Origin of the sequence: Hymenobacter fodinae, assembly GCF_004745825.1 — a bacterium.
Lineage (GTDB): Bacteria > Bacteroidota > Bacteroidia > Cytophagales > Hymenobacteraceae > Hymenobacter > Hymenobacter fodinae.
Window position 1 is genome coordinate 75,173 of record NZ_SRLA01000005.1, and the last position, 25,374, is coordinate 100,546.

Annotated in this window: 32 protein-coding genes and 1 pseudogene; 26 read left to right on the top strand and 7 right to left on the bottom strand. The window is 54.3% G+C overall.

The genetic code is table 11. The features are described 5' to 3' along the window. Nucleotides 1-123: 123 nt before the first annotated feature. The 9 genes and pseudogenes from EU556_RS20560 to EU556_RS20600 all read left to right on the top strand — a co-directional run bounded on the left by EU556_RS20560 (nucleotide 124) and on the right by EU556_RS20600 (nucleotide 10,760). The gene (locus EU556_RS20560; RefSeq protein WP_245327816.1) at nucleotides 124-3,075 is read left to right on the top strand and encodes a DNA gyrase/topoisomerase IV subunit A; all 2,952 of its coding nucleotides are present in this window, start codon (nucleotides 124-126) and stop codon (nucleotides 3,073-3,075) included. Nucleotides 3,076-3,216: 141 nt separating this feature from the next. Then, the gene (locus EU556_RS20565) at nucleotides 3,217-4,083 is read left to right on the top strand and encodes a tetratricopeptide repeat protein (protein WP_167855659.1); all 867 of its coding nucleotides are present in this window, start codon (nucleotides 3,217-3,219) and stop codon (nucleotides 4,081-4,083) included. An 85-nt stretch (nucleotides 4,084-4,168) separates the two neighbouring features. Beyond that, nucleotides 4,169-5,314, top strand: coding sequence for a tetratricopeptide repeat protein (locus tag EU556_RS20570; RefSeq protein WP_167855660.1), 1,146 nt, complete (start codon nucleotides 4,169-4,171; stop codon nucleotides 5,312-5,314). Nucleotides 5,315-5,497: 183 nt separating this feature from the next. After that, nucleotides 5,498-7,447 carry a threonine--tRNA ligase gene (gene thrS / locus EU556_RS20575; protein ID WP_135436035.1) on the top strand — a complete coding sequence of 650 codons (1,950 nt, stop codon included), beginning with the start codon at nucleotides 5,498-5,500 and terminating at the stop codon, nucleotides 7,445-7,447. Between the two features lie 260 nt (nucleotides 7,448-7,707). After that, nucleotides 7,708-8,265: pseudogene (infC, locus tag EU556_RS20580) on the top strand (translation initiation factor IF-3); the annotation flags it as partial. A 182-nt stretch (nucleotides 8,266-8,447) separates the two neighbouring features. Further along, a complete protein-coding gene (rpmI, locus tag EU556_RS20585) occupies nucleotides 8,448-8,642 on the top strand; it encodes a 50S ribosomal protein L35 (RefSeq protein ID WP_135436037.1) in 195 nt (64 codons plus the stop codon). Between the two features lie 148 nt (nucleotides 8,643-8,790). Then, the gene (gene rplT / locus EU556_RS20590) at nucleotides 8,791-9,135 is read left to right on the top strand and encodes a 50S ribosomal protein L20 (RefSeq protein WP_135436038.1); all 345 of its coding nucleotides are present in this window, start codon (nucleotides 8,791-8,793) and stop codon (nucleotides 9,133-9,135) included. A 461-nt stretch (nucleotides 9,136-9,596) separates the two neighbouring features. Next, a complete protein-coding gene (locus EU556_RS20595) occupies nucleotides 9,597-10,292 on the top strand; it encodes a phosphatase PAP2 family protein (protein WP_167855661.1) in 696 nt (231 codons plus the stop codon). A gap of 54 nt (nucleotides 10,293-10,346) precedes the next feature. Continuing rightward, on the top strand, nucleotides 10,347-10,760 hold the full coding sequence (locus EU556_RS20600; protein ID WP_135436040.1) for an EamA family transporter: 414 nt from the start codon (nucleotides 10,347-10,349) through the stop codon (nucleotides 10,758-10,760). Nucleotides 10,761-10,852: 92 nt separating this feature from the next. On the opposite strand, the gene EU556_RS20605 is transcribed toward EU556_RS20600, so the two are convergent. Beyond that, nucleotides 10,853-11,284: a hypothetical protein gene (locus EU556_RS20605; RefSeq protein ID WP_135436041.1), complete on the bottom strand. Its 432-nt coding sequence runs from the start codon at nucleotides 11,282-11,284 to the stop codon at nucleotides 10,853-10,855. Nucleotides 11,285-11,582: 298 nt separating this feature from the next. Here EU556_RS20605 and EU556_RS20610 point away from each other — a divergent pair, with 298 nt between their 5' ends. From EU556_RS20610 to EU556_RS20680, 15 genes are all read left to right on the top strand, one after another. Next, on the top strand, nucleotides 11,583-12,329 hold the full coding sequence (locus EU556_RS20610; protein ID WP_135436042.1) for a DUF4184 family protein: 747 nt from the start codon (nucleotides 11,583-11,585) through the stop codon (nucleotides 12,327-12,329). Nucleotides 12,330-12,602: 273 nt separating this feature from the next. Then, entirely contained in the window at nucleotides 12,603-13,796 is a 1,194-nt protein-coding gene (locus EU556_RS20615; protein ID WP_135436043.1) for a site-specific integrase, read from the top strand. 79 nt (nucleotides 13,797-13,875) lie between these two features. After that, nucleotides 13,876-14,154: a hypothetical protein gene (locus tag EU556_RS20620; protein ID WP_135436044.1), complete on the top strand. Its 279-nt coding sequence runs from the start codon at nucleotides 13,876-13,878 to the stop codon at nucleotides 14,152-14,154. Nucleotides 14,155-14,261: 107 nt separating this feature from the next. Beyond that, nucleotides 14,262-14,489: a hypothetical protein gene (locus EU556_RS20625; RefSeq protein WP_135436045.1), complete on the top strand. Its 228-nt coding sequence runs from the start codon at nucleotides 14,262-14,264 to the stop codon at nucleotides 14,487-14,489. 86 nt (nucleotides 14,490-14,575) lie between these two features. Continuing rightward, on the top strand, nucleotides 14,576-15,115 hold the full coding sequence (locus EU556_RS20630; protein WP_210116337.1) for an Nmad5 family putative nucleotide modification protein: 540 nt from the start codon (nucleotides 14,576-14,578) through the stop codon (nucleotides 15,113-15,115). Continuing rightward, on the top strand, nucleotides 15,112-15,909 hold the full coding sequence (locus EU556_RS20635; protein ID WP_135436047.1) for an N-6 DNA methylase: 798 nt from the start codon (nucleotides 15,112-15,114) through the stop codon (nucleotides 15,907-15,909). Before EU556_RS20630 ends, EU556_RS20635 begins: the two co-directional genes overlap by 4 nt. An 11-nt stretch (nucleotides 15,910-15,920) precedes the next feature. Continuing rightward, a complete protein-coding gene (locus EU556_RS20640) occupies nucleotides 15,921-16,187 on the top strand; it encodes a helix-turn-helix domain-containing protein (protein WP_135436048.1) in 267 nt (88 codons plus the stop codon). A gap of 39 nt (nucleotides 16,188-16,226) precedes the next feature. Next, entirely contained in the window at nucleotides 16,227-16,610 is a 384-nt protein-coding gene (locus tag EU556_RS20645) for a PASTA domain-containing protein (protein ID WP_135436049.1), read from the top strand. Nucleotides 16,611-16,621: 11 nt separating this feature from the next. Continuing rightward, nucleotides 16,622-16,930, top strand: coding sequence for a hypothetical protein (locus EU556_RS20650; protein ID WP_135436050.1), 309 nt, complete (start codon nucleotides 16,622-16,624; stop codon nucleotides 16,928-16,930). Next, nucleotides 16,927-17,283: a hypothetical protein gene (locus EU556_RS20655; protein ID WP_135436051.1), complete on the top strand. Its 357-nt coding sequence runs from the start codon at nucleotides 16,927-16,929 to the stop codon at nucleotides 17,281-17,283. The genes EU556_RS20650 and EU556_RS20655 overlap by 4 nt, the downstream gene beginning before the upstream one ends. A 14-nt stretch (nucleotides 17,284-17,297) precedes the next feature. After that, a complete protein-coding gene (locus tag EU556_RS20660) occupies nucleotides 17,298-18,227 on the top strand; it encodes an ArdC family protein (protein ID WP_135436052.1) in 930 nt (309 codons plus the stop codon). A gap of 76 nt (nucleotides 18,228-18,303) precedes the next feature. Continuing rightward, on the top strand, nucleotides 18,304-18,708 hold the full coding sequence (locus tag EU556_RS20665; protein WP_135436053.1) for a hypothetical protein: 405 nt from the start codon (nucleotides 18,304-18,306) through the stop codon (nucleotides 18,706-18,708). Continuing rightward, on the top strand, nucleotides 18,705-18,872 hold the full coding sequence (locus EU556_RS26860; RefSeq protein ID WP_135436054.1) for a DUF1737 domain-containing protein: 168 nt from the start codon (nucleotides 18,705-18,707) through the stop codon (nucleotides 18,870-18,872). Before EU556_RS20665 ends, EU556_RS26860 begins: the two co-directional genes overlap by 4 nt. Beyond that, nucleotides 18,865-19,665, top strand: coding sequence for a hypothetical protein (locus tag EU556_RS20675; protein WP_135436055.1), 801 nt, complete (start codon nucleotides 18,865-18,867; stop codon nucleotides 19,663-19,665). The genes EU556_RS26860 and EU556_RS20675 overlap by 8 nt, the downstream gene beginning before the upstream one ends. Before the next feature lie 30 nt (nucleotides 19,666-19,695). Next, on the top strand, nucleotides 19,696-20,346 hold the full coding sequence (locus EU556_RS20680) for a hypothetical protein (RefSeq protein ID WP_135436056.1): 651 nt from the start codon (nucleotides 19,696-19,698) through the stop codon (nucleotides 20,344-20,346). Here the strand turns inward: EU556_RS20680 and EU556_RS20685 are convergent. Beyond that, complete coding sequence (locus tag EU556_RS20685; RefSeq protein ID WP_135436057.1) at nucleotides 20,312-22,111, bottom strand: type IV secretory system conjugative DNA transfer family protein; 1,800 nt, start codon at nucleotides 22,109-22,111, stop codon at nucleotides 20,312-20,314. The two genes, EU556_RS20680 and EU556_RS20685, sit on opposite strands and share 35 nt — an antisense overlap. Nucleotides 22,112-22,373: 262 nt before the next feature. Here EU556_RS20685 and EU556_RS20690 point away from each other — a divergent pair, with 262 nt between their 5' ends. After that, nucleotides 22,374-22,688 (top strand): hypothetical protein, encoded by a 315-nt coding sequence (locus tag EU556_RS20690; RefSeq protein WP_135436058.1) that lies wholly within the window; start codon nucleotides 22,374-22,376, stop codon nucleotides 22,686-22,688. Continuing rightward, nucleotides 22,672-23,418, top strand: a complete 747-nt coding sequence (locus EU556_RS20695) for a relaxase/mobilization nuclease domain-containing protein (RefSeq protein WP_135436059.1) — start codon at nucleotides 22,672-22,674, stop codon at nucleotides 23,416-23,418. Before EU556_RS20690 ends, EU556_RS20695 begins: the two co-directional genes overlap by 17 nt. Here EU556_RS20695 and EU556_RS20700 read toward each other — a convergent pair. The 5 genes from EU556_RS20700 to EU556_RS20720 are packed head-to-tail and all read right to left on the bottom strand — an operon-like array spanning nucleotide 23,415 to nucleotide 25,344. Beyond that, nucleotides 23,415-23,783, bottom strand: coding sequence for an HNH endonuclease (locus EU556_RS20700; protein ID WP_135436060.1), 369 nt, complete (start codon nucleotides 23,781-23,783; stop codon nucleotides 23,415-23,417). The two genes, EU556_RS20695 and EU556_RS20700, sit on opposite strands and share 4 nt — an antisense overlap. After that, nucleotides 23,780-24,232 carry a hypothetical protein gene (locus tag EU556_RS20705; protein WP_135436061.1) on the bottom strand — a complete coding sequence of 151 codons (453 nt, stop codon included), beginning with the start codon at nucleotides 24,230-24,232 and terminating at the stop codon, nucleotides 23,780-23,782. The genes EU556_RS20700 and EU556_RS20705 overlap by 4 nt, the downstream gene beginning before the upstream one ends. Next, nucleotides 24,222-24,473: a hypothetical protein gene (locus tag EU556_RS20710; RefSeq protein WP_135436062.1), complete on the bottom strand. Its 252-nt coding sequence runs from the start codon at nucleotides 24,471-24,473 to the stop codon at nucleotides 24,222-24,224. The genes EU556_RS20705 and EU556_RS20710 overlap by 11 nt, the downstream gene beginning before the upstream one ends. 53 nt (nucleotides 24,474-24,526) lie before the next feature. Then, nucleotides 24,527-24,988 (bottom strand): lysozyme, encoded by a 462-nt coding sequence (locus EU556_RS20715; protein ID WP_135436063.1) that lies wholly within the window; start codon nucleotides 24,986-24,988, stop codon nucleotides 24,527-24,529. Beyond that, the gene (locus EU556_RS20720) at nucleotides 24,985-25,344 is read right to left on the bottom strand and encodes a hypothetical protein (RefSeq protein WP_135436064.1); all 360 of its coding nucleotides are present in this window, start codon (nucleotides 25,342-25,344) and stop codon (nucleotides 24,985-24,987) included. The genes EU556_RS20715 and EU556_RS20720 overlap by 4 nt, the downstream gene beginning before the upstream one ends. Nucleotides 25,345-25,374: the final 30 nt, after the last annotated feature.

The following is a 25,374-nucleotide window of genomic DNA, read 5'->3' on the forward strand; positions in this document are numbered from 1 at the left end:
GGCGACTAGTCAGCGAAAGCTGGACAGTCAATAGTTTATAACCTTCTGCTTTCATCACTTCGTGGTGTGAGAGCGGGAGAGAGGTACAAGAACAATAACCGTGGTCCTAGGCCACACCCCGTAATGTCAGAAGAGACGAACCCCCAAGACCCAAACCAAGAAGAGCAGCCAAACATGTTTGGCTCCGGCGACTCCTTTGAGTTTGGGTCCGCGCCGGATCAGTCGGCGGATGCTGAAACTCCCGCGGACGAGCCCGCGCAATCAGTGGTGAGCGAATCAGGTGAACTACTCCTCGCGGAGTCGGGCGCCGACGTGCACGCCGTGACCGAGCCAGAGCCGGTGACAGAAGAAACGGAGGAGGAGCCCAAGTTTGCGCCCGGTGAGACCATTCATGACGTGGCCACCGTGAACGGCATGTACCAGAACTGGTTTCTGGACTACGCCTCCTACGTAATTTTGGAGCGTGCCGTGCCCGCCATTGAGGACGGCCTCAAACCCGTTCAGCGCCGCATTCTGCACGCCATGAAGGAAATGGACGATGGCCGCTTCAACAAGGTAGCCAACGTCATTGGGCAGACCATGCAGTACCATCCCCACGGCGACGCCTCTATTGGGGATGCCATGGTGAACCTGGGCCAGAAGGACCTGCTCATTGAAACACAAGGAAACTGGGGCGACATCCGGACTGGTGACGGAGCGGCTGCTCCGCGTTACATTGAAGCCCGCCTGAGCAAGTTTGCTCTGGATGTGGTGTTCAACCCCGACATCACGGAGTGGCAGATGAGCTACGACGGCCGCAAGCGCGAGCCTACCACGCTGCCCGTGAAGTTTCCGCTGTTGCTGGCGCAGGGCGTAGAAGGTATTGCCGTAGGTCTGTCCACGAAGATTATGCCCCACAACTTCCGCGAGTTGTGCAAGGCCAGCATCGACGTACTCCGGGGCCGCGACATTCAGCTCTTCCCCGACTTCCCCACGGGTGGCCTCTGCGACGTATCGAACTATAATGGTGGCCTACGCGGCTCAAAGATTCGCTTGCGCGCCACCATTGAGAAGGCCGACAAGACCATGCTCATCATTCGCGACATTCCGTACGGCACCACCACTACGGCGCTGATGGAAAGCATCGTGAAGGCCTCGGAAGCGAATAAAATCAAGATCAAGAAGGTAGTCGATAATACGGCCGCTGAGGTAGAGATTCAGGTGCACCTGCCCACGGGCGTGAGCCCCGACCTCACCATGGATGCTCTTTACGCCTTCACGGATTGCGAAATCAGCATCTCGCCCAATACCTGCGTCATTATTGAGGAGAAACCTCGTTTTGTAGCGGTGGAGGACATGCTGCGCCTCAGCACCCAAAAAACGGTGCGCCTGCTGGAGCGGGAGCTGGAAATCAGGCAGGAAGAACTGCAGGAGAAGTGGCATTCAGCTTCGTTAGAGAAGATCTTTATCGAGAACCGCATCTACCGCAAAATTGAGGAGTGCGAAACTTGGGAAGACATTCTCCAGACCATTGATAGTGGCCTACGGAAGTTCGTGCGCATTGAAGGCGAAAAGCCCAAAGCCAATGACACCCGTATCGTCTTGCGCCGGGCTATTACCCAAGAAGACCTCACGCGCCTGACAGAAATTCGCATCAAGCGCATTTCGAAGTACGATGGCTTTAAGGCTGAAGAGTACATCCAGAAGCTTGAAACCGAGCTGGAAGAGGTAGCCGACCACCTGGCTAACATCACCCGCTACGCCATTCACTACTTTGAAGGGCTGCTGAAGAAATACGGCACCACTCGGGAGCGTAAAACGCAACTGCGCACTTTCGATGTAGTAACGGCTCAGAAAGTAGCCGTGGCCAACCAGAAGCTCTACGTAAACCGCCGCGACGGATTTGTGGGCTATGGCCTAAAAAAGGACGAGCAGGTAGAATACATCTGTGACTGCTCTGACCTCGACGACATCATCGCTATCAAGCGGGATGGCACTTTCATGGTATCCAAAATTGCCGAGAAGACTTTCGTTGGGAAAGACATCTTGCACGCTGGCGTGTACAATAAGAACGACGACCGACTTGTGTACAACATGATTTATCAGGATGGCGCTTCGGGCATCAGCTTCGCCAAGCGCTTCCTGGTGACCGGCATCACCCGCGACAAAACCTACGACCTCACCAAAGGCACCAAGGGTACGAAAACGCTTTACCTCACGGCTAATCCCAACTCTGAGTCGGAGATTGTAAGCGTGCAACTTTCTGACAAAGCTCAGGCCCGAGTAAAGCAGTTCGATTTTGACTTTGCGGAATTGGCCATCAAAGGCAAGGGCTCAATGGGCAACATCGTAACTAAGCAGCCTATCAAGAAAATCACCCAGAAAAGCCTCGGCGACTCTACGCTGGGCGGCCGGGAGGTATTCTTTGACAGCGTGGTAGGTCGCCTCAACACCGCTGGTCACGGCCGTTACCTGGGTACCTTCGATACGGACAACACCATTTTGGTGGTGAATAAGAATGGTACCTATGAGCTAAAGTCGCCGGATCCCGCTCACCATTTCGATGTGCCCAACATTGTACTACTGCGTAAGCTTGAGCCGGATACGGTTATCAGCAGCGTGTACATTGAAGGTGATTCTAAAACGCACTATGTGAAGCGTTTCAAGATCGAAACCAGTACGTTAGATAAGCCCTTTACCTTTATTTCGGAAACCAAAGGCTCGAAGCTGATATGTGCTACGTGTCACAACGAGCCTCAAGTAGAAGTAAAGCTCCAGCGCGATAAGAAGGCCGACAAGGAAACCGAGAAATTCCTGTTACACGAGTTCATCGATGTGAAAGGATGGAAGGCTATGGGCAACAAGCTCAATTTCTTCAAGATTCACGCCGTGACCTTGCTAACCGATGAAGGCCCCGAGCCCCAGCGCCGGGAGGTGGCTAAGAAGCGCGGACCGGCTACCATTCCGCGCGCAGCTGCTGCTAACGAAGCTGCTACCATGCCCGAGCACACGGGGCCCGTGGACATATCGGCAGCGGATGTAGCCCAAGCCCAGGCCGTTTTAAAAACGCCTAAGTCGCAGCTCAAACTGTTTTAAATGGATACAAAAGCCCCGCCACCCGGCGGGGTTTTTTGTTGCTAGCAACTCATACTGGCCTAGCAAGTAGGCAAGACCATAGAATTAAGAGTAGTGGAGCTTTCAGTAAAAACGCCCAGCTTTGCAAAGCCAATGGGGGTTATGCGTCGTGTTCTACGTTTTACGTTCGGAGTTCTAGGCCTGTGGGGCGCCCTGGGCGCATTGCCCGCTGCTCAAGGTCAGGGCACAACGACAGCCAGCCAAGTTGCTGCGGATAGTCTGCCGGCTGGGTTGCAATTGCTCATGGAGCAAGCCAAAACGCAGCAGGAGCAGTACCACGACTCAGAAGCACTGGCGAAATACGAGCAGGTATTGGCTAAGGCCCCCGCCGCTTATAATGCACTTTGGCAGGCCGCTATTCTGAGCGTCCGGATTGGCGCACGCTATACGGACGAGACCCGGAAGTCGGCCTACTTCTCCGCCGCTAGGTTATATGCCAACCGGGCCCTGGTGGTGCGAGCAGACGGAGCCGAGGGGCATTACGCCGAGGCCTTGGCCCTCGCTAACCAAGCTACTTTGTTAGGAGCGCGCGGAAGACTACTGGCCTACCGAGAAATGAAAAGCCACGTGTTCAAGGCCGTAGCCCGCCGCCCCGATTGGGCAGAGGCTTGGCAGATGCTGGGACGCTGGCATTATCGGGTTGACCACTACAACTTGCTGGAGCGCGTTTTCAGCCGTTTACTGCTAGGAGGCATGCCCAGCGGCGCCGGTACCCGCAAGGCTATTGATGCCTTAGTCCGGGCCCATGAGCTTAGCCCTAAACGCATTGAGTTTTGTTACGACCTAGCCCGGGTGCACTTAAACCAGGGGCAGCGGAGCAGGGCCATTGCGGTGCTGCAAGAGGCTATGGAACTTACCCCCGTTACGGCTGAGGAGTTGGAAATAAGTCGCCGCTGCCGCCGTCTGCTTGAGCAGCTCAACCGCCAACTGCACCGCCAACTGCAGCGCCATATCCGGCATAAAGCCTGAGCTTCTGCCGCTAGGCCACAAGTAATACCCTATGGAGCAGCCTGGGAGTGGCTAGGCCAGTAAGGCTATGTATCTTTGCCCCCTGATGGCTTCTGCAACTACCCTGTTTCGCTCCCTGTTCCGAACCTGCCTGTGGGTCGTTCCTTTGGCGGGGACATTGGTGGGGTGCGGGGATAGCGCCCCGGATGAGCGACCGGAGGTTATGGTGAATTTGGCCACCGTGCAGAGCGGGCCTAAAATTCAGGCGGCGGAGTTGGAAGGAGCCATTGCGCGCCAGCCCCGTAACGCGTCGTTGTACGCCCGCCGCGCAGGGTTTCGCCTAGAAGCCGGATTGGTCCCGGCAGCCCTTGAGGACATCAACCGTGCGCTGGCGTTAGATGATAGCCCAGCCGAGTTCTACTTCATAAAAGCTCGTGCTCTTCGGGCTCAGGGAAAGTTAAAGCTGGCCCTGACAGCCGCGGAAGAGGCTTCCCGCCGTGGCTATTCCTCCGCCGACTTGAACTTGCTAGTAGGAGAGACCTATTTGGCCGAGCGCCAATTCCAGGACGCCCTCGACCAGTTAGACCGGGCCTTGCAGCAGGAACCCGACCATGCAGCGGCGCTCTTCTATAAAGGTATTGCGTACGTAGGCCTCCAAGACACCGTGCAGGCGTTGGACTATCTGCGCGCTAGCCTCAGTCGCGACCCGCGCCAGCCGGAAACACTGCACCAGCTAGCATTTCTTTCAAATGCTTTTCGGCAGCCCGCCATTGCCGCCAAATACGCGGCTCGGGGGCTCAAATTAGCGCCTACCTACGGTCCGCTCTGGTACGATTACGGAAGGCAATTTGAACTTCAAAACCAGCCAGACAGTGCCTTGCGCATATACACCCGCACCGTTCAGCTGGATACTACCTTCTACCGCGCTGATTACCGCATTGCTCTGGTCGCCTTCAAAAACCGCAAGTATGCCAATGCTATTCCGCATTTGCAGCGCGCCCTGCGTCGGGCTCCTAGGTTAGCAGGAGCTCGGCAGATGCTGGCGGAAAGCTATGAAAGCTTGGCCCGTTACGTCGAAGCAGCCGACCAATATCGCCTATTAGTTGCCGAGAATCCTGGTAACCGGCACTGGACGTATAAAGCTTGGAAGGTAGGTAACCGGGCCAAAGGCATTGTGGTGGACGAGAGGCCGCGACAAACCGTAGAGGCCGTTGAGCCCATTACTGTACAGCCCTCTGGCACCGGTCTGTAGGCCATATTTATATAGCGCGGGAACGGTATTGTAAGCCCTACAGTTGGTAAGTATTCAGGCTTTCCGTGTCGGATAAGCGCGCTCAAACGTGTGCTTGTCTCGCCTAGCAGTCAGAAAAGCCAAAACTAATCCTCTAACTTGCGGGCTAACGCTGTTTGTATAGCTAAACCCCACTTTTATCACATGATTGACATAACGCTCCCCGACGGCTCCGTGCGCCAGTTTGTAGATGGCATTACGGGTTACGACGTTGCCGCCAGCATCAGCGAGGGTCTTGCCCGCAATGCACTTGGCGTCCGCGTGAATGGCGAAGTGCGCGACTTGCACCGCCCAATTGACCAGAATGCCGCCGTGGAAATTCTGACCTGGAATGACCAAGATGGAAAGTCAACGTTTTGGCATTCCTCTGCTCACCTGATGGCTGAAGCGCTGGAAGACCTGTACCCCGGCGTTAAGCTGGGCATTGGCCCCAGCATTGAAAACGGCTTCTACTATGATATTGATCTGGGAGAAGGTCGCTCGATTTCGACGGAGGAGTTTCCGAAGATTGAGGCGAAAATGCTGGAACTGGCCAAGAAGAAAAGCCAGTACCGCCGGCAGGACGTTTCGAAAGCTGATGCAATTGCGTATTTCACGGAGAAGGGCGACGAGTATAAGCTCGACTTGCTTGACCGCCTCGAAGATGGTACCATCACCTTCTACACGCAGGGTGAATTCACCGACTTGTGCCGTGGTCCGCACATTCCAGATACTTCGCCTATCAAAGCCGTCAAGCTGTTGAACGTGGCCGGGGCCTACTGGCGCGGTGATGAGAAGAACAAGCAACTCACCCGTATCTATGGTATTACCTTCCCTAAAGCTAAGGAGCTCACAGAATACCTAGAGAAGCTAGAGGAAGCAAAGCGCCGTGACCACCGCAAATTGGGTAAGGAGTTGGAGCTGTTTGCCTTCTCTGAGAAGGTAGGAGCAGGGCTGCCCCTTTGGCTCCCGAAAGGCACTGCCTTGCGTGAACGCCTCGAGCAGTTCTTACGCCGCGCACAGATGAAGGCGGGTTACCAGCCAGTAGTAACGCCTAACATTGGCTCGAAGGAGTTGTACGTGACGTCGGGCCACTACGAGAAGTACGGTGCCGACTCGTTCCAGCCCATCAAGACGCCAAACCCAGGGGAGGAGTTTATGCTTAAGCCCATGAACTGCCCTCACCACTGCGAGATTTATAAAACTAAGCCGCGCTCTTACCGCGACTTGCCGTTGCGCTTGGCCGAGTTCGGCACGGTATACCGTTACGAACAGTCGGGTGAGTTGCATGGCCTGACGCGCGTACGAGGCTTTACCCAGGATGACGCGCACATCTTCTGCCGCCCCGACCAAGTGAAGGAGGAGTTCTTGAAGGTTATTGACATCGTACTTTACGTGCTCAAAGCCCTCGATTTCCCTGATTTCACCGCTCAAATTTCACTGCGCGACCCTGAAAACAAGACCAAGTACATTGGATCTGATGAGAACTGGGCCCGTGCTGAAGCAGCTATTCAGGAAGCAGCAGCCGAGAAAGGGCTAAACACGGTTACCGAGTTGGGCGAAGCGGCCTTCTATGGTCCCAAGCTCGACTTTATGGTGCGGGATGCCCTCGGCCGTAAGTGGCAGCTAGGTACCATTCAAGTCGACTATAACTTACCTGAGCGTTTCGAGTTGGAATATGTTGCTTCCGATAACTCACGTCAGCGCCCCGTAATGATTCACCGGGCACCGTTTGGTTCGCTAGAGCGGTTTGTAGCAGTACTTATTGAGCACTGCGGCGGCAACTTCCCGCTGTGGCTCTCCCCTGAGCAGTTTGCCGTACTGCCCATTTCCGAAAAATATCAGGATTACGCGCAGCAGGTGTACGACCGTTTGGTGCAGGCAGAGCTGCGTGGCACCGTGGATCATCGCGATGAGAAAATCGGCCGGAAGATTCGGGATGCAGAGGTATCAAAGGTACCGTACATGCTGATTGTAGGAGAAAAGGAACAGGAAAATGGCATCGTGTCGGTGCGCAAGCACGGCGAGGGCGACGTAGGTTCGATGCCCATTGAGTCATTTATCCAAAGCTTCCAGAAGCAAGTAAACGATATGATGGACGGTAAAACCGCCTAACATATTCGCATTATCTGGCTTATAACGACGACCTTGTTGCGCTAAACGCCGTTAAACGGTTCTCATCTTAGCGGGGCAAGGTCGTCAAAGGCTGATAAGGTCGAATTTCCTGCAGCTTATGAGCCTATTTTAATATAGGCTTTTTGCGTGTTGGAAAAAATGCCGGATATTTGCCCCCTGAATGAACGGATTGTGTCTGGCCCTTGTCAGGAACAATCCTAGTAAACTGAATTTTTAGCTCACCTTTAAGGAGAACAGCCATAGCAACCCCTAACCGCCGCTACATCCCTCGCGCTCAAGTCGAGGAGCCGTTTAAAATCAATCAGAAGATTACGGCCCGTGAGGTGCGCCTGGTCGGTGAAAACATCGAGCAGGGCATCTATTCCATTGAGCAGGCCCGCCGGATGGCTCAAGAGCAAAACCTCGACCTGGTTGAGATTTCGCCCACTGCCGTACCGCCCGTTTGTCGCGTTATCGACTACTCGAAATTTAAATACGAGCAGAAAAAGAAGACGCGCGAACTTAAAGCCAAGCAAACGAAGGTTATCATCAAAGAAATCCGTTTCGGCCCTAATACCGACGACCACGATTTCGCCTTCAAGCTGAAGCACGCGCAGGAATTCCTGCGTGAGGGAGCCAAAATCAAAGCTTACGTGCATTTCGTAGGCCGCAGCATTGTCTTCAAAGAGCGGGGCGAAATTCTGCTGCTCAAATTTGCTCAGGCCCTCGAGGATCTGGCTAAAGTTGAGCAGTTGCCTAAGCTGGAAGGCAAGCGGATGTTCCTGTATTTGGCCCCGAAAGCGGCGGCTCCTGTAAAGCCTTCTAAGCCCGCTGCTCCGAAGGAAGGTGGCAAGGATGCTCCTAAGGAAGCCAAGCCCGCTGCTCAGCCCGCCAACAAGGATACCGAATAGCTTACCCGCGGCCTAGCCGCATTTTACGCTGGCGCACCGGCCCTAGGCAGCCGACCGCCGCAGTTGTTTTACTTCTTACCACCACTACAATGCCGAAAGTAAAAACCAAGTCCGGCGCCAAGAAGCGTTTCTCGCTAACCGGCACGGGCAAAGTGAAGCGCAAGCACGCCTTCAAAAGCCACATCTTGACCAAGAAAACCACCAAGCAGAAGCGTAACCTCACGCATGCTACTCTGGTTAGCTCGGCCGATATGAACCGCGTAAAGGACATGCTTAACATCTAATTGGCTTTTGGTAGTAGGAGTGAGGCCGCCGCAACTAGCGGATAACCTTCTTACTGCTCTTATCCAGTTAACAAATTTTCACCAGGCGTCCGGCTGAAACAAAAGCCGCGGCACTAACTCCGCCGCCGGCCGCCAAAAAAAACAGGTTATGCCAAGAAGTGTAAACCACGTGGCTTCGCGCCACCGTCGGAAAAAAGTAATGCGTCTGGCGAAAGGCTATTTCGGCCGTCGCAAGAACGTATGGACCGTTGCTAAGAACGCCGTTGAGAAAGGCCTTCTCTACGCGTACCGCGACCGTAAAGCCAAGAAGCGTGAGTTCCGCGCCCTCTGGATTCAGCGTATTAACGCTGGCGCTCGTGAGCACGGCCTGTCGTACTCGCAGTTTATGGGCGGTTTGAAGAAGGCTGGTATCGACCTGAACCGTAAAGTTCTGGCCGACCTCGCTCTCAACCACCCCGAGGCCTTCAAAGGCATCATCGAGAAAATCAAGTAATCCTACCCGCTAGGCCACTTGTTGAAAGAGCCTGACCTTAATGGTCAGGCTCTTTTTCTTTTACTACTGGCAATGTATTCCGACTTTATCAAAGTACGCTTCTACACAAAGAATTGTAGAAGTACATAACTGGCTGCAGGAGCAGTTAATCAAGTGCAATGTGAACAATTCGTGCACGTGTGAACTCAACAACACACTGAAATAGTGGCCTAGAGCAGGCAACTAATGTTAGGTGTTACGTAAATGTTAAGCAATTGCGATTGTGTCTCCCGTACACGAGTCATCGTGCGGCCCTCTCATCCTCTTATATGAAGTCATTTCTTACAGGCTGCTCCATGGGGAGCTTGCTGTGGGTTGCCTCCTTGTTACCTGCCGTAGCCCAGGTTCCAACTTCGCCGGTCACACCAACCGATACCACGCATAAATTCGAGAATCCTGCGGGAGTTCCAGCTAGCGTTAAAATGCCTTGGTATAAGGGCAAACTGGTGAAAGCTAGTATTGTACCGGCAGTGCTCATCGGGTATGGGGTGTACACCTTCGACGGGGGAGGTTTTTATACAAACCAGCAAGCCAACCGCGACATTCATAAGCTGTTCCCAACGTACCGCACCCGGTTAGACGACTTTCTCATCTTTGCGCCTTACCTCGAGTTGGGTGCCGTAGCGCTGGCTGGCGTAGAGTCGAGGGATGATCGGATTAACACTGGCCTAGTAATTTTGAAAAGTGAGTTGATCATGCTCACATCCGTATTCGCCATTAAAAACCTGACGCGAGAAACTCGACCTGATGGTTCAGACAACTTATCGTTCCCATCGGGGCACACAGCACAGGCATTTTTGGCGGCAAGTATTGTGCACACCGAGTTTCGACATAAAAGTCAGTGGTATGGTATCGGGGCCTACACTATTGCAACCAGCGTGGCGGCCCTGCGAATGATCAACACCAAACATTGGCAGAGTGATGTAGTAGCTGGCGCAGGCATTGGTATTCTATCGGCACACATCGGATACCTCACCCACCGCAACCGGTGGGGCCGCAAACCAATCATTCCGAAGGGTATGAGCTTTTCACCGACGTGGCAGGGGGGCTATGGCTTCCGGTCCGCCGCCGGATTCAGCGGTGCCCCTGGGCTTCAGATTACATGGCGACCCAACTAACAACGACTTCTGATCAGCCACTGTATTAGGCTATAACTACTTGCCCGCCTTGCTATGTGGTGGATATATGCATTGCTCTCGGCCTTGTTTGCCGCACTCACCGCCATTTTGGCAAAGATTGGCATTAGAGGAGTTGACTCCAACTTAGCAACTGCGGTTCGCACCGTGTTCATTGTAATCCTAGCCTGGGGCATTGTGTACTTCAAAGGTGGCCTAGCCGAAGTGCATACACTTTCACGGATGAATTTGCTTTTTCTAGGCCTATCAGGAGTAGCTACCGGGTTGTCGTGGATCTTCTACTTCAAAGCCCTACAACTCGGGAAGGTGTCACAAGTAGCACCCGTTGATAAGCTCAGCGTGGCACTGGCCATCTTGCTCTCCGTACTTTTTCTGGGCGAGAAACTGACGTGGCAGGCCGGAGTAGGAGCAGGGCTTATTATTATAGGAACCCTAATACTTGTACTCTAATCCAGTACACTGTTTGTATTGATTGCGCATAGTATAAGATGCCTGTATACCAGCCAATAAAGCTGTTGGTATGAGCAGATGCGCTTGTTGCACTAGTTGCTGCCAGTTTCTTTTCGGCCTTGTGCACGGTATAACCATGCTTGAGCCTCCTCCATGTTGTTGAACAGGTGCATATGCAGATCTGGCCCGATACCATCGTACATGTACTCTGCTGAGATGGTAGCAAGCCCCTCGGGGCTAAATACGTGCGCAATATGAGTCAACCCCTGCTCAATTGCTCTTGGGGCCCAGCTAGCTACCACCCAATCAACGGCAAAGTCCCAGGAGCCGATTACATGACGATTGTCGTTGAGTAAGTAGGCGCACTTGTGCTCTTGAAGAGCTGCTAAACAAGCATCAGCTCCAGCAGTTACCTGTTGGTAGGTCTGCGTTCCTAGCCAATTACAGTAAACCCAGTGGGTAGCGGTGCTGTATTCCAGAATAAGATATACATCGCCAAAACTGTTGCGTAATTCCCTAGTCATACAAATACAAAGAACATAGGGTCTATTAAGCAGGTATCTCGATGAGGCGCTCTAATGACTGCGCGTGCACTATCGGCTTTTAGTAATTGGCTAGATACATGCTTGCTTTCCACAATTAGCCCTTATTTGCTTGCCTAACAAGGGTACAACTCCACCTCAACAATCGTGATTTAAATATAGTAATAGTTTAATAAATATAGTGTACTCTATATTTCAGTCGCGAAGATGGGATATACCAGCGCATGTTAGAGCTAAGACTCTGGCACTGGATTATAGCCTCTACACCACTTCTATTAATATGCCCTTTACATTTTCTCATCCAGCGGTGGTCATTCCATTGTTGGCATTGCCCAAAAAATGGCGCTCTGCCACTGGCTTAATAATCGGTAGTATGACCCCCGACTTTGAGAAATTTATCCGGATGAGTGAGTTTGACCCATGTAGTCATACGTGGCGTAGCATCTTTTACTTTAATCTACCCCTAGGCCTGGTGTTGTCTTTTGCATTTCACATAATTGTCAGAAATGCATTGATTATACACCTGCCCCAATTCTTGCGCGAACGGTTTTCCAGATTCCTGCACTTTGATTGGAAACTGTATTTCCAGCAGCACTACGGAGTAGTTTTACTCTCGCTATTAATTGGAACCGTTTCACACTTAGTGTGGGACAGCTTTACCCACCCTGAAGGGAGAGGGGTCAGGTATTTTCCTTTTTTGCTGCAGCAAGCCTTTGGAGGCGCCTTCAAGATGAAGTTTTACTCCTTTCTCCAAAAGGTTGGGTCCGTGTTAGGGGCGCTAGCTTTGGTTGTGTATAGTCTGCAATTGCGGCGGCAGAAGCTAAGTATACCCAAACGCGATACCGCAGCTTTCTGGTTGATATTCGGTGCCGTGACGCTGGGCATCATACTGCTTCGGTTGTTACTCCAGCAAAGTATCCGCCTCGAAAACCTTTACCACCTTACAATCATTCTGATGTCTGGCGGCCTAACTAGCCTCATTCTATCTCCACTGCTTCTGCATGCATGGAGAGTAGCAAAAGAGTAAGCTGAGCTGCTTGATTGTACTCACCTGCATTTGAACACGCCGTTTAGCGAAATAAAAATAAAAAGGCCTCCCTGCGAAAGGAAGGCCTTTTCTTGTAGCGGGGACGAGAGTTGAACTCGTGACCTCAGGGTTATGAATCCTTAAGTTGCTGGTTTTATGTGGTTTAATATGTGGTCAGGCTTGCTTAAAACGCGGTTTTTCACGACCTTATAGGTGTGTTCAAACCACATCAGGGCAGGTCAAACCGCGCTTTGTTGTACCACTGTTGTACCAATGTCAGTTAAGGTCGTTCTCCGCAAAAAGCCGAAAGCCGACGGCTCGATGCCGCTCTGCATCAGAATTACGCGCGATCGCAAATCGTCATACGTTTACCTGGGCCATCATGTGCTGGAAAAAGACTGGGACGCCAAGGGCCAGCGCGTCCTTAAGTCACATCCCAATTCCACGCGCCTAAACAACCTGCTGATCAAAAAGCTGTCGGAGGCGACCGACAAGTCCATCGAGTTGGAAACGGTCAAGGAGGATGTGAGCAGCCGGGCGGTCAAGCAGAAGATCAAGCCGAAGGGCGGCGCCACGTTCGCGCCGCAGGCTGCCATATACCTGGAGAACCTGCGCACCACGGGGCGCTATAACCAGTATGTGGCCGATAAACCGCGCGTGGAGCGCTTCAAAGCGTTCGTGGATGGTGATACCGCCTTCAGCGACATTACGCCCGCCCTGCTGGCTAAATTCCGCGTTTACCTGAAGGCCACGTTCGAGGTAAAGGAGCGCACCATCATCAACCACCTGGTGGTGATCCGCTCAGTGTACAGCCAGGCCATGAAAGCGGAGCTGGTGGACCGCAAGCATTACCCGTTCGGCAAGGACAAGACCAAGATCAAATACCCGGAGAGCGTCAAGATAGGCCTGTCACAGGACGAGGTGACCGCGCTTGAGCAGGTGGAACTGGTGGAGCCGTTCTATCACCACGCCCGTAACCTGTGGCTGATCTCGTTCTATTTCGCCGGCATGCGGGTCAGTGACCTGTTACGCCTGAAGTGGTCGGACATCCGCGACGGTCGGCTACACTACCAGATGGGCAAGAACGACAAGGTCGGGTCGCTGAAGGTGCCGGAGAAGGCGTTGCGGCTGCTGGGCGAGTACGACCGCGACCACGAGCTGATCTTCCCGGATTTGCGCGAGACGGACATGAGCGACAAATACGCCAGCCAGCGGCGTATCTCGTTCACCACGGGCCGCGTCGATAAGGTGCTGCGGAAATACATCAAGCAGCGGGCAGGCATCAGCGGCGCGCTAACCATGCACATGGCACGGCACACCTTCGCGCAGCTGGCAGGGGATAAGGTCAGCATCCAGATGCTGCAGAAGCTTTACCGCCATAGCAACGTGACCACGACCATCGGATATCAGAGCCACTTCATGCACAAGGATGCCGACGCGGCGCTGGATGCGGTGCTGGGAACCTGAGCCATGGAAAAAATAATTGGCTAGACTTTAAAACTAACAGGTGTAGCTAACCCTATAATATTAAAATCAACAACACATTATGACGAAGCAACAAGTAGAGCAGCTGTACAAGACCGTAGAGGAGTACAGCGTGGTGAAAAAAGCCCACATCAAAGAAGTTCACGGTGCATTAGCTTGGGCCGAAAGGTATGGGGTACCATATTGGGACCTCAACCAGATTATTAAAGACCTTGACCGAGATTTGTTCTCAACCCCTGAGCGTCAAGCCTTCATAGATATTGTGGAGGAGTCAAAAACCGACAACGTTGTTGAGAGGCACTTGACCGAGGCGTTCTCTCAATACTTTTTGAGGAATTAAGAAGAACCACCTAAATAGGGAAGCGCCTTCGGGCGCTTTCTTTTTTAACTTGCTTGGCGTGACGGGCTGCGCCCGCACATTTTGGTTTTCGGGAAGAAGCAACACTCATGGCAACATCATCACGGTTCACGCTCAACGGCGTTCAGTTGAAACCCTGCATCATGGCCAAGGCGCGGCACGCGCTGGGGGTGACCGACAAGCAGCCGACCAACCGGACGCGCTGCGGCGAGGATTACTGGGCGATGACGGTCAGGGCAATGGCGGCGCACCACGGCGTTACGTCCGAGGCGACGATCTCGGAGGCGACAAAAAAATATGCCGACTATATAAAATAGGTGTTGACACTATAGGCCGTAATGGCCTATTCTGTTTTTACGGTCAATCATGATCGTAATAAGCAGGAGAGTATGACGTGTCCAGATTGACCAATGAAATCCGTGATAACATTGCGCGCAATGCTACTAAACAGAAATTTACTAAAGAGAATGATGCTATAAAGCAAGAGGAAAACGACCTGGCATTGGAGCTTTATCACTCTTTGTTTACGCCTGAGGAATTAAAGCTTGTGACCAAGCTTGATACAAAGTGGTTTCACCAAGACAAATGTCTGCGCTTTAATTGCGGTGGATATAATTTGATGCTTTGCATTAAAGAAGGTGTACCCGTCCCTTACAGCCGTCACTGTAGCATCCTAGGTAATATCAGTGGTGACTTAGCGATCAAGGCTCAAGAATTCGCCAACAAAAAAAAAGATGTTGAAGCTGATCAGGCGAAAGCACTACGGGCAATAGGTTCTGTTCTTTATAGCGTCAACACGATCAAGCAGCTAAAAACGGTTTGGCCAGAAGGCGCTGATTTTTATGCGATGTATGACGAGGCTAGCGCCAAGTCAAAAGGTGGTGTCCCTGCTGTTCAAATTGACGAAATCAACAAGCTGTTAGGTTTGGGTGGTGCGGAGTGATCCGCGCCCCGCAGGAAATAGCCAAGGTGGTGCGCTCTTTAGCGCATCGCCATTCCACCTATGAGGTGTTTGCTGACTTCGTAGAGATGGCCGCGCTCGCTGTCAGTAACTCGGTTGATCTGGCGCAGTACGACAAGCGCGAGGCTCGCTACATGGAGATTGTCGGCAAGTACAAGCCGGAGGAAGTGCAGCAGTTTCCGCAGATGATGGGCGCGCTGGTAATGGGCCTTGAGGAAGGGCCGGACGACATCCTAGGCGCGACCTTTCACGAGCTGGAAATCCATAACGAGCATAAGGGGCAATTTTTCACGCCTTACCACTTGTGCCGCATGATGGCGGGCCTGACGTTTGACGAGAGCGCTAAGGACATCATACAGCAGCGTGGCTTTATCCAGGCCAGCGAGCCAGCTTGCGGAGCCGGGGCAATGAACATCGGCCTAGCCGACGAGATGAAGGCGCGCGGCCTGAATTACCAGCAGGCACTGCACGTTACCGCCGTCGATCTTGACATCCGCTGCGTCCACATGGCCTATCTGCAGTTGTCGTTGCTTCACATCCCCGCCGTGGTGGTGCATGGCAATACGTTGACGCTGGAAGAATTCGGCCACTGGTACACGCCCGCGCACATTATGGGCGGCTGGAATTACAAGCTGAAGCGGCAGCGCGGTGATTGCGCCCTGGTAACGACGGCGCAAGAGGCTATCCAGGAAGTGACAGAGCAGCCGCCCGTCATCGCTATTGAACCAAAGCCAGTGCAGCCGTTCAAGGTCGGCGCACAGCTAACCTTGTTTTAGGAGAAATAGACTTGACCGATACCACCATCACCCCAGCCGAAGCCAAAGCCCTGCGCGAGAAGCTCGGCCTGTCACAGGACGAGATGGCCGAGGCCGTCAGGCTCAACGGCGGGCGGGCTATCCGAAAGCAGGAGGCAGGCGAACACAAGCTTTCCGGCCCGCAAACGCTGTGCATTGACTACATGCTAGAATATGGGTTGCTGCCGGAAAAGACGATCAAAAAAAATCGCAAAAAGCTGAAAAAACTTGTTGACACTAGCGGCCAAATCGGCCTATAGTAATCATATCAAGACAAAACAACAACGGAGACTTATGACGTGATCGGCTACACCAACTTTGCAGAAATCGCAGCTAAAATTCCAGACTACAGCGGTCAGGACTTCAACGACGCTCGCGCCCGCCTTTATGCCGCCCACCTGACGGTCGATAGCTTGAAGGTCGGCAACTATGAGCTGGAAGGCCACATGGTTCTTCAGGTATGGCATGACGAGTACGCCGACAGCGAGAGCGACACGCTGGTAGAGGCCTTGGTGCGGAACAACCTGCAAGTATGGCTGCCGGATCACGAGGAAACCTATATCGAAGTGCCGATTGATATGCTGGCTGATCGTCCTTCCTACGAAGACATCGTTGACGCGATTAATGCCGATCTGGACACATGGCGCAAGTACATCGTTATCAACTGGTCGGAGGAGGTATAATGGCCGGGGAAGTGAATCACACGCCTGGGCCTTGGAAAACGCTCGCAGAAGAATGCGACAAGCCGTATATCCGGGTTCGCGGCGGACGCCTGGGCAGCCGCTATAAAATCGCCAATGTCATTACGCCGGTTTACGACGGATCGACACAGCGCGAAGCCGATGAAACTCGTGCCAACGCCCGCCTAATCGCGGCCGCGCCTGACTTGCTGGAAGCGTTGAAAAAGGTTTCGACCTTTTGGAACGAGGATAATCCGAACGCCGATTGTCCTTATGATGATGTAGATGCAGCCATCGCAAAAGCCACGGGAGAAAATCCTTGACCGCCGCAGAGCTGGAAGTCGCCCTGCGCTACGTCAACAACGTCGATAACATCGCCGTGCGGGACGGCTTCCAGTCATCGGAAGCCATGATGGAGATCGTCAAGCAGGCAGCTGCAAACCCGCTGGACATTGCCCGCGACGACGCCGTTGTACTTGCGCCGCGTGTGCCAACGCCCAGAATGACTGATTGGGGCGTCCAGGCGCTGAACGACCCACGGGAGCTGGACGCCTTCCAGCGGTCGATTGTGGTCTACATCTGGCATGGCCGGGGCATCACCCGCGATGCGCGACTGCCGACCGAACCCACGCCACCGAAGCCGCAAGGCTTTGCCGGCCAAGAGCCACCATTTTAACAGGAGAGTAATGATTGCCCCAGAATGAAGCCCAACAAAAACTAGCCGACAGCCTTTTGCACATGGTGATGGAAGGTCGCCCGCCGTGGCGTAAGCCGTGGGAGGGAGGCAGCGAGTTTCCCTTCACCATCCCGCACAACGCGACGACTGGCAACCGCTACAACGGCTTCAACATCCCGATCCTGTGGGATGCCGCCGACAAGCTCGGCTACCAGACCCACAACTGGGCCAGCTACAAACAGTGGCAGGAAGCTGGCAAGCAAGTGCGCCGCGGCGAGAAAGGCACGACCATCGGCTATTACAACACGCTGATTAAGGTTGACGGCGAGGACGAAAAGAAGATCCCGTTCCTGAAAACGTCGGCGGTGTTCAACGAATACCAGCTGGAAGGCTTCGAGGGGCCGCAGATCATCGAGCGCCCCAGCTTGGTCGAGCGGCTGGATCACGTCGAGCGCTTCATCGGCAACACCGGCGCCGATATTCGCTACGGCGGTGGCCGCGCGTTCTACAGCCTGACGGGCGACTATATCCAGATGCCGCCCGCCTGTGACTTCCTGCAGACCGAACACCAGACCGCGACGGAGGCGTTTTATTCCACCGAGGCGCACGAACTGACGCACTCGACCGGTCACAAGAGCCGTTGCGACCGGCAATTCGGCAAGCGCTTCGGCGATCATGCTTATGCGTTCGAGGAACTGGTCGCCGAGATCGGCAGCGCGTTTTTCTGCGCCGAGATGGGTATCGCAGACGGCCCGCAGCCGCACCATGCCGATTACCTGGCCAACTGGATGGAGATGGGCAAGCAAGACCCTGCCGCGTTCCTGAAAGCCGCCAGCGAAGCCAGCAAGGCGTTCCACTGGATGGAGCTGCAGCAGAGCAAGGGTGAGATACTGAACGCTATCGGCCGCGCCGTGGGTGGCCAGCAGCAAGCGAAGCTGCAATGACCCAGATCCAGCTGCCCGCGAACGACAACAAGGCCAATCCCGGCTTTATTGAACGCCTATTGGAGAGATTGACGAAATGACCCAGACGACCGAATTTTTACCTAATGAGCTATTCGCCGTTTACTTTGATGGCATACACGTTTCAACAGTCGATATTCCCAACAAGGCAACAAAATACATCCGCTCAGACCTTGTGCCATCGCCCGAACGCGCCGAGCCTGTGAGTGAAGTGCCGCAGGGCTTTATACTGATTTCTGAAGGCGCATATGACCGTTTGTTGAGGTTGGTCACCGCAAACGATCCGGTCAAGCAACAGGCGCTTGAGGAAATAGATAGAGCATTAATTCAGGTTTCAGGCGGGCTATGTTCTTTTACAGCCGAGGGTAAACACGCCTTGCTAAAAGATGCTCAATCCACCTTACTGAAAGCGAAAGCCGCCCTCGAAGCCGCCGCCAATGAGCAGCAGGGAGGCGGGGAATGAAAAAATATGAAGTTGTAAGTGGGACTGACCTCGAAAGATTGAAAGCCGAAGTGACTCGCCAACTAAATAATGGCTGGAAACTTCATGGAGGCATATCGGTATCCGTTGACTATCCTGCTGTCTATTACGCCCAAGCTCTATACAAGGAAACAACCAATGCATAAAACGATCACATACGACACGACGACGCACTACCCGCCACCGCCGAAAGAGCCGACGGATAAAATGATTGTTGCTGGCAAAAAGCCTGTCTATGTAGGAGACAGTACCTATCGAGCAATCTACAAAGCCATGCTGTCCGCCGCGCCCGAATTGCCCGATCCAGCGCCGGTTGATGTTGAGGTGTTGAAAAAACCAAGTGATAAGCAGGACAGTATTTATCGCGACTGCCACAAACAAGGCTGGAACGCCTGCATCGACCACCTCGCCGCCAATGGGTATCTATCATCGCCCGAGAAACCGTCGCAGACTGTGACAATGGACGACATGCACCCATCAGCAAAACGAGCCTATGAACGAAGAAAGGAAAGACTTATGCAAGAAAAATGCGAACTGAACGGCTACACGCCACTTGAGAACGAAATACAAAAGGCAATTTGCGACATTGTGCCAAACGGTACCGCAAAGCCTGTCAGCACTCGTGTAGCCGATATTTTTAGAAAGCACATGTCAGAAACCAAGCAACCGCAAGTCACCGATCAGGAAACGGCGGCGGCTTTAGATGCTTTGGAAGCAATAAGCCGCAAGCCGATGCAAATGGTGGCATCCAAATGGCGCGGTCATCTCGATACAATCCGCGCCGCCTTATTCCGTCCGAGCGAGGCCAAGCGCGACGACAGCAAGCTGTTGGAGGCTGCTAGGGAATTTGTACGCCGCGTTGAGATTGGTGAGGTGCGTAGCAAGAAAAGCTATGCGGCATTTAAAGAAGCCCTAGCCGAATACGAGGCCGGACAATGACTAACATCTTCCGGGCAGCCCGCCGCCGACTTGCAGGAGCATACCGCATTGTCCCATATCAGAAGCCTCAAGCCTAAAATCACCGACCGCGCGCTGCTCGCCGAAATCGGGAGGCGCGGGCTGACCCGGGCGGGCTGCGAAGCCTGGCTGCTGCAGGCGGCAATCAACAAGGTCAATGCGTTCGCCTTCGCCAACGACAAGGGCGGGCATTGGTGCTATTACCGCAACGCCGAGAAGTACCAGGAGCATGAAAAAACAATCGGGCCGACAGGCATCCGAACGATACCCGCCAGCCCGAAAGCTGAACGCATCACGGCGTTAATTTTCGTCAGTCCCTTCGACTATCTCACCTACCGTCACCTGCGGGTCAAGCCCGAACCCGAACAGATGCACATTGTCACCCTGGGTCAGACGGAAGAAGCGGCAGCCGTAACGATCGCTGATCCGCGGATCGAGAAGGTAATCTTCTTTGGCAATGGTGATGGCTCGGAACACGCGTTTCTTGCCCAGATGGATCAACAGGCGTTCCCGGTACTGGTGCATGAGTATGAGGGATTGAGTGATGCCTTTATGACCAGTCCGTCCAGTGTCGCCAAGTCATTTGCCCCAGCGGGGCCACAAGCTGACCAAACCCAAGCGGCCAGCTTCACACTGCGCGCCGCTTATAGGTTGGCCCCGTAGGAGCGCTGGGCTGCTTGGCCGGTTCCTTTTTCTCGGCCTTGTGGTAAGGGTTGGGATCATGCCGCCCTTCCAGCGCTGGGTTAACGAAGTAGGGGTACTTGGGCATGATTGTCGTCGGGCGACGGTCGATCTGCAGGATTACATTGTGGTCGGTGATATAACGCACCTCATCCGGCGTCCGAACCGACCGCGCCGATGTCTGGTAGCTGGTTTGCCGGTCTTTTTCGTCGGTGGTCATGATAGTCGCCTGCCCCATCGACTTCGACACATATTCCGCCGTGAAGTTGTCCGATACGCCGACGTACTGCCGGACCGACGTGTTGGCGATGAAGTTCTGCCAGTTGTCTTCGTACAGGTTTTGCAGCTGCGGCAGAGACTGCAGGATCATCCACAGGCTGATGTTGTAGCCGGCAGCGGCGGCCAGGCCAAATTCCGACACCTCCTTCAGCGTACCAAGCGAGGCAAACTCATCGAGCAGGAACGTGACCCGTTCCTTATGGTTCCGGACGCTGGTCCGCATGCATGTTGTTACCACAAGACGCAGCCATTGCGAGTGCGACTTGAGCTTGTCAGCCGGGAGGATGACATACAATGTCGTTTTCCCGTCGGTCAAATCATCCATATTGAAAGATGATTTCGATAAGGAGCGCTGCATCGCCGGCGACTTCAAAAAGTCCGTGTGATCGAGAGCGTGCGACATGATGCTGGTGAAAGTCTTTTCTGATTTCGCCAGGCTCTCAAGCTCACGTCCCGTGGCTCTCACAACCTCGTCTTGGCTGTACTGCATTTCATTAATCAGGCTGGCAAATTCCTTCGAGTTAAGGCGTAGCGCTTGCCATAGGTAGGTGATCGCTCCTTTTTCGTGGTAAATGTGCAGCAGCAGACCTGCAATTATGGACCGCGCCCGGTTATCCCAATAGGGTTCGCTTTTGCTGGCACTCTCCGGCACAATCATTTCGGCCAGCATCATCACGTCGTCAATCAGGTGATCGCCGGGCTTGAGCAGATCCATTGGGTTCAGCGTGGCGGGCATGTTCGTCTGTACGCCCCACGGGTCGAGCATCAGCACCTTCTGGCCCTTTTTCCGCTGGTGGCGTGCCGTGATGGCCGCATTCTCACCCTTAGGGTCGATGACAACCCAGGAACCCTCGTAAGGAGTGGCATCGAGCAGCGCCGGTATAATTAGGCTGGTTCCTTTGCCCGAGCGGGTCGAGCCAACAGTCAAAATGTGGCCCATCCGGGGATAGGACATGATACCCCCGATGTAGACGCCGTGCGTGTTGATGAAATCGGCCAAGTCATCGACGCCACCCAGCCGCCCCGAGCCGTGGCGGGTCATTTCGGTGATTGTGCGGATGAAGCGTTTTTGCCAGATGGTGAACGCGGCAAACACAATAACCGAGAAGATAGCGTTGAAAACGAAGAACTGAATGGCCAGGGTCTTTTCTACGAAATCTTCAAAAAAGAACTCGAACACATGGAAGGCAGTCCAGCCGATGCCAACGACTAGCACCCATGCCAGGGCTGCAAAAATCACCATCCCCAGCTTGACGATATTGGGGAACTCGGCCAGGTCTGGGTACTTGCCTTGAGGCGCCAAGAAGCGCATGTAGCCACGGATGTAGCCCCACAGGGCGCCCGCCATAGTAAGCGGAGTGAGGATCAGCCCGACGATGAACAAAATCACCTTCGGGAGTAAACTTGGATTAGGTTGATTGGTGAGCAGCGTTCGCACGTCTTGCTCGGTAATGTTGAGGGGCTTCATGCTGCAATGGGTTTAAGGTGAACAGTAAATTGAAGCCCGTCTCAATTACAATTATTTCTTGAGATCACCAAATTCACACGCATGGGGCATCCCCGCCTCAAGTGGCGTCGGGAGAGCCTGCCGGTGCGCCCGCGACGCCCTGTCGAGTTCGCCCAGACGCTAAGCCACGCGGCGCGTTTCCGCAGGTGGCAAAGTGTGTTTTCATGACCATAGAAACGTTTTTATGTCTATGATTATCAGGTGACATACTATAACTTGTGGTATGGCCCGCCCTCCGAAAAAGATTTCCGAAAAATTTTCGCACATCGAGCGCACGCCGATGACGGAAGCTGCGTGTCGCAAGCTGCAGCGGCAGGCAGACCGGCTTACGGGCGGCAACCGCTCGGCGCTGGTTCGCAGCCGGATTGATGACCCCTACGGCGCGGAGCTGGTGTGTCTGATAAACGAGTTGGCGCTGGCTCGGCAATCGCTGGATAAAGCAGACATCGGCAGCCTGCTGAAAACCGAGGTAGCGCTCGACCTGCAGAAGCTGGCGAAGTATGGAATGGAACTGCTAAGCCATGCTGCTAAAAGGTAACACCCGTGGGGCAGGGAGTTGGGCCGAGTACCTGTTCAAGAACACGAACGACCGCGCCCAGGTGCTGGACATTCGCGGCACCAGTTTTCCTGACAGCCTCGCGCAGTCCATCTTGGAAATGTCCTTAACCGGCGCGCAGGCGGGCAGCACCAAACCCTTTATGTCGGTGTCGATCAATCCGTCGCCGGGAGAGGACCGGACCATGACCTATGAGCAGTGGCTACGCAGCGCCGACATTGCTGAAAAGTGGTTGGGGCTGGAAGGCCAGCGGCGCTTTGTCGTGCTGCACGAGAAGAAGGGCAAGGACGGCGAGCCGCGTACCCACATTCACGTCGGCTGGGAGCGCTACAGCCGTGAGGATGGCAAGCTGATCTCGGATAGCCATATGCGGCACAGGCTGGTGCAGGCCAAAATCCAGATGGAGCTGGAGTTCGGCCACAAGCGCACGAAGGACTATGACCGGCAGCACTATGCCATAGCCAAACGCATCGAGGCCGAGTTAGAGGCTCAAGGCCGCATGGCCAAGCGGGAGGTGGCTGACCGGTTTGCCGAGAACAGCCCGGACATCAGCAAGCGGGAAACGACCCGGCAGGAGCGGGTTGACCGGGTAGCCAGGCTATTTTCTGACAACGTGCCTGATCCAGCTGACAAGGAAAGCAACCTGCGCCGGATACTGGAAGATCAGGAGAAGCGGGACCGGGAGCGCGATCAGGGCCAGGAACCTGATTAGCGGTAATCGTGGGTATGCCGGTTCGACTTGCCCCGGTTGCAGTCGTTGCAGAGCAGTTGGAGGTTATCGGTATCGAGGGCCAGATGCGGGTAACGGCTGACGGGGTAGATGTGATCGACCACCAGCCTCACCGCATCCCCGGCCTCGTTACGGTCGCCGCGTTGGCGCCGGCACAGCCAGCACCGCAGCCGATTCTTACAGGAGCGCAGGAAGTCATAGCGCACCTCGTGCCATTCCCACGAGCGGTAAAACTCGGCGGTGACGCGGCCCGAGGGTTCGCGGTACTGATCCACCAACGCGGTGACGTGGCGCAGCTCATATCGCCGGAAATAGGCTTTCCACCACAGGCGCAGGCGGCGGATCACTGGCCGAGAGCCTTATAGATGTCGCGGATAGACTGCTGCAGCCCAATTACTTTGAGGCGGTCGGTTTCGCATTGCCCAGCGAAGCGGGTGAGGGTTGCAGAATTGACTGCATTTCCTTGACGCGGCTGTTTTGGCTGGTGGGCTGCATCAGGCTGGCCGAGGCTCGCGGGATGATCGGTGATGAGCAGGCAGGATTGTTCGCGCATTGCGTCAGCAAGATCGCGGTCACGGGCAGCAAGGCCAGCTTGGTAAGCATTGTCAGTCCTTTCGGTTGTCAGTTGGGCTGCGAGGGATTGGCCGGTAAGCTGGGCGGTAAGGGCTTTCTTTTCGGTTTCGCACCGGGTAGCCGCTCGCTCCGAGCCGATATTGCAGCCAAATAAAAACGCGGCCACTGCGGCGGCGAAAACAGCGGATAACCAGAATTTCCATGACAGCCCCTTAAGAAACATTCACGTTCTCCGCAGCGACGTTGACAGTATCGACCTTGGCAGCGGGCGCAACCGTGCGCGTCGTGGTCACGGTTTCTTCGACTGGTTCACGCGGGCGGGCAAAGGTTGAATTGATGAAACCGCCGCCCAGCACCAAGAGGCCGTGCGTTGCGCCAATGGCTGTCAGGATGGCTTTCAGGGTTTCGACGGTGTTGGTAGTCGCGCCCGTTATCAGAATGCGGCATACGACGACCGTTGCCATGATGAGCAAAGCCTTGGAGCCAGTGCGGACGGTGGGGAAGTCGTATTCGCCGCTTACACCGTTTGCCACAAGTCAATCTCCGCGTTTCGTCGGTTTGTCAGGCCAGGTATGACCACCAGTTTACCACCGACGCGGCCTTTGTTCCAGCGCAATAATTGGCGCGGCACCTGATTGTAATGGCCCTGATTGAGCATCCGCAGCAAGGTGCTGGACTTGAAAGAACCCACGCCAACGTTGAAGGCGAAGATCACCAGCGCGGCAAACTGGTTATCGGTCAGCCGCACCTTGACGCCGGTTTCCACGGTATGAATGGCGTCGGCCAGGTCCTGCTGCAACCACGCCTCGGCCTGCTCGATCGTGCAGGTCAATCCGGCGCAGACGCCCTTGGTATGGCCCCAGCCGATGGTCCACACGCCAACGCTGTCGAGGTAGGCTTTCAGAACGGGTTTACCGCCGCTAATACCTTCCCATTGCTTCAGGACCGACAGCCCAAGGGAGTTGACGCGCCGGGTCAGTTGCTACCGCCAGTCTGATACACAGCGGGGCGGGCACGCTCGGACAGTAACAGATCCTCAATCTTGTCGAGCTTCTTGAAAATCGCGCCCTGGTTGCTTTGCGAAACAGCCATGTCCATCCGCAGCTTGTTGATGTTCTCGTTGACGTCAGAGAATTTCTGATCGACGTAGGCGGAGCGCGCGACCTGCCGATCGCTGATTTCCTCAATGCGCTCGGCGCTTTCTTCGATGCTGTGCTGCATCCCCGCGTAAACGATGGCGCAGGTCATTAAGACGGCAACAATGCCGATGACCTCTTTCCAGCCGAAAACAAGAGCATTTTTAAACTTGATTTTCATGCTCTGATTATCGGTCATCGGCTGTAATCTATCCTTGGGGTATTGCGG

Coding starts and splice junctions, on each gene's coding strand:
- EU556_RS20615 (WP_135436043.1), top strand. CDS start 12,603: ATGTCAGTTAAGGTCGTTCTCCGCAAAAAGCCGAAAGCCGACGGCTCG.
- EU556_RS20690 (WP_135436058.1), top strand. CDS start 22,374: ATGGCCCGCCCTCCGAAAAAGATTTCCGAAAAATTTTCGCACATCGAG.
- EU556_RS20695 (WP_135436059.1), top strand. CDS start 22,672: ATGCTGCTAAAAGGTAACACCCGTGGGGCAGGGAGTTGGGCCGAGTAC.
- EU556_RS20605 (WP_135436041.1), bottom strand. CDS start 11,284: ATGACTAGGGAATTACGCAACAGTTTTGGCGATGTATATCTTATTCTG.
- thrS (WP_135436035.1), top strand. CDS start 5,498: ATGATTGACATAACGCTCCCCGACGGCTCCGTGCGCCAGTTTGTAGAT.
- EU556_RS20570 (WP_167855660.1), top strand. CDS start 4,169: ATGGCTTCTGCAACTACCCTGTTTCGCTCCCTGTTCCGAACCTGCCTG.
- EU556_RS20600 (WP_135436040.1), top strand. CDS start 10,347: ATGTGGTGGATATATGCATTGCTCTCGGCCTTGTTTGCCGCACTCACC.
- EU556_RS20565 (WP_167855659.1), top strand. CDS start 3,217: ATGCGTCGTGTTCTACGTTTTACGTTCGGAGTTCTAGGCCTGTGGGGC.
- EU556_RS20560 (WP_245327816.1), top strand. CDS start 124: ATGTCAGAAGAGACGAACCCCCAAGACCCAAACCAAGAAGAGCAGCCA.
- EU556_RS20705 (WP_135436061.1), bottom strand. CDS start 24,232: ATGTTTCTTAAGGGGCTGTCATGGAAATTCTGGTTATCCGCTGTTTTC.
- EU556_RS20610 (WP_135436042.1), top strand. CDS start 11,583: ATGCCCTTTACATTTTCTCATCCAGCGGTGGTCATTCCATTGTTGGCA.
- EU556_RS20620 (WP_135436044.1), top strand. CDS start 13,876: ATGACGAAGCAACAAGTAGAGCAGCTGTACAAGACCGTAGAGGAGTAC.
- EU556_RS20710 (WP_135436062.1), bottom strand. CDS start 24,473: ATGGCAACGGTCGTCGTATGCCGCATTCTGATAACGGGCGCGACTACC.
- rpmI (WP_135436037.1), top strand. CDS start 8,448: ATGCCGAAAGTAAAAACCAAGTCCGGCGCCAAGAAGCGTTTCTCGCTA.
- EU556_RS20665 (WP_135436053.1), top strand. CDS start 18,304: ATGACCCAGACGACCGAATTTTTACCTAATGAGCTATTCGCCGTTTAC.
- EU556_RS20720 (WP_135436064.1), bottom strand. CDS start 25,344: ATGACCGATAATCAGAGCATGAAAATCAAGTTTAAAAATGCTCTTGTT.
- EU556_RS26860 (WP_135436054.1), top strand. CDS start 18,705: ATGAAAAAATATGAAGTTGTAAGTGGGACTGACCTCGAAAGATTGAAA.
- EU556_RS20675 (WP_135436055.1), top strand. CDS start 18,865: ATGCATAAAACGATCACATACGACACGACGACGCACTACCCGCCACCG.
- EU556_RS20625 (WP_135436045.1), top strand. CDS start 14,262: ATGGCAACATCATCACGGTTCACGCTCAACGGCGTTCAGTTGAAACCC.
- EU556_RS20685 (WP_135436057.1), bottom strand. CDS start 22,111: ATGAAGCCCCTCAACATTACCGAGCAAGACGTGCGAACGCTGCTCACC.
- rplT (WP_135436038.1), top strand. CDS start 8,791: ATGCCAAGAAGTGTAAACCACGTGGCTTCGCGCCACCGTCGGAAAAAA.
- EU556_RS20595 (WP_167855661.1), top strand. CDS start 9,597: ATGCCTTGGTATAAGGGCAAACTGGTGAAAGCTAGTATTGTACCGGCA.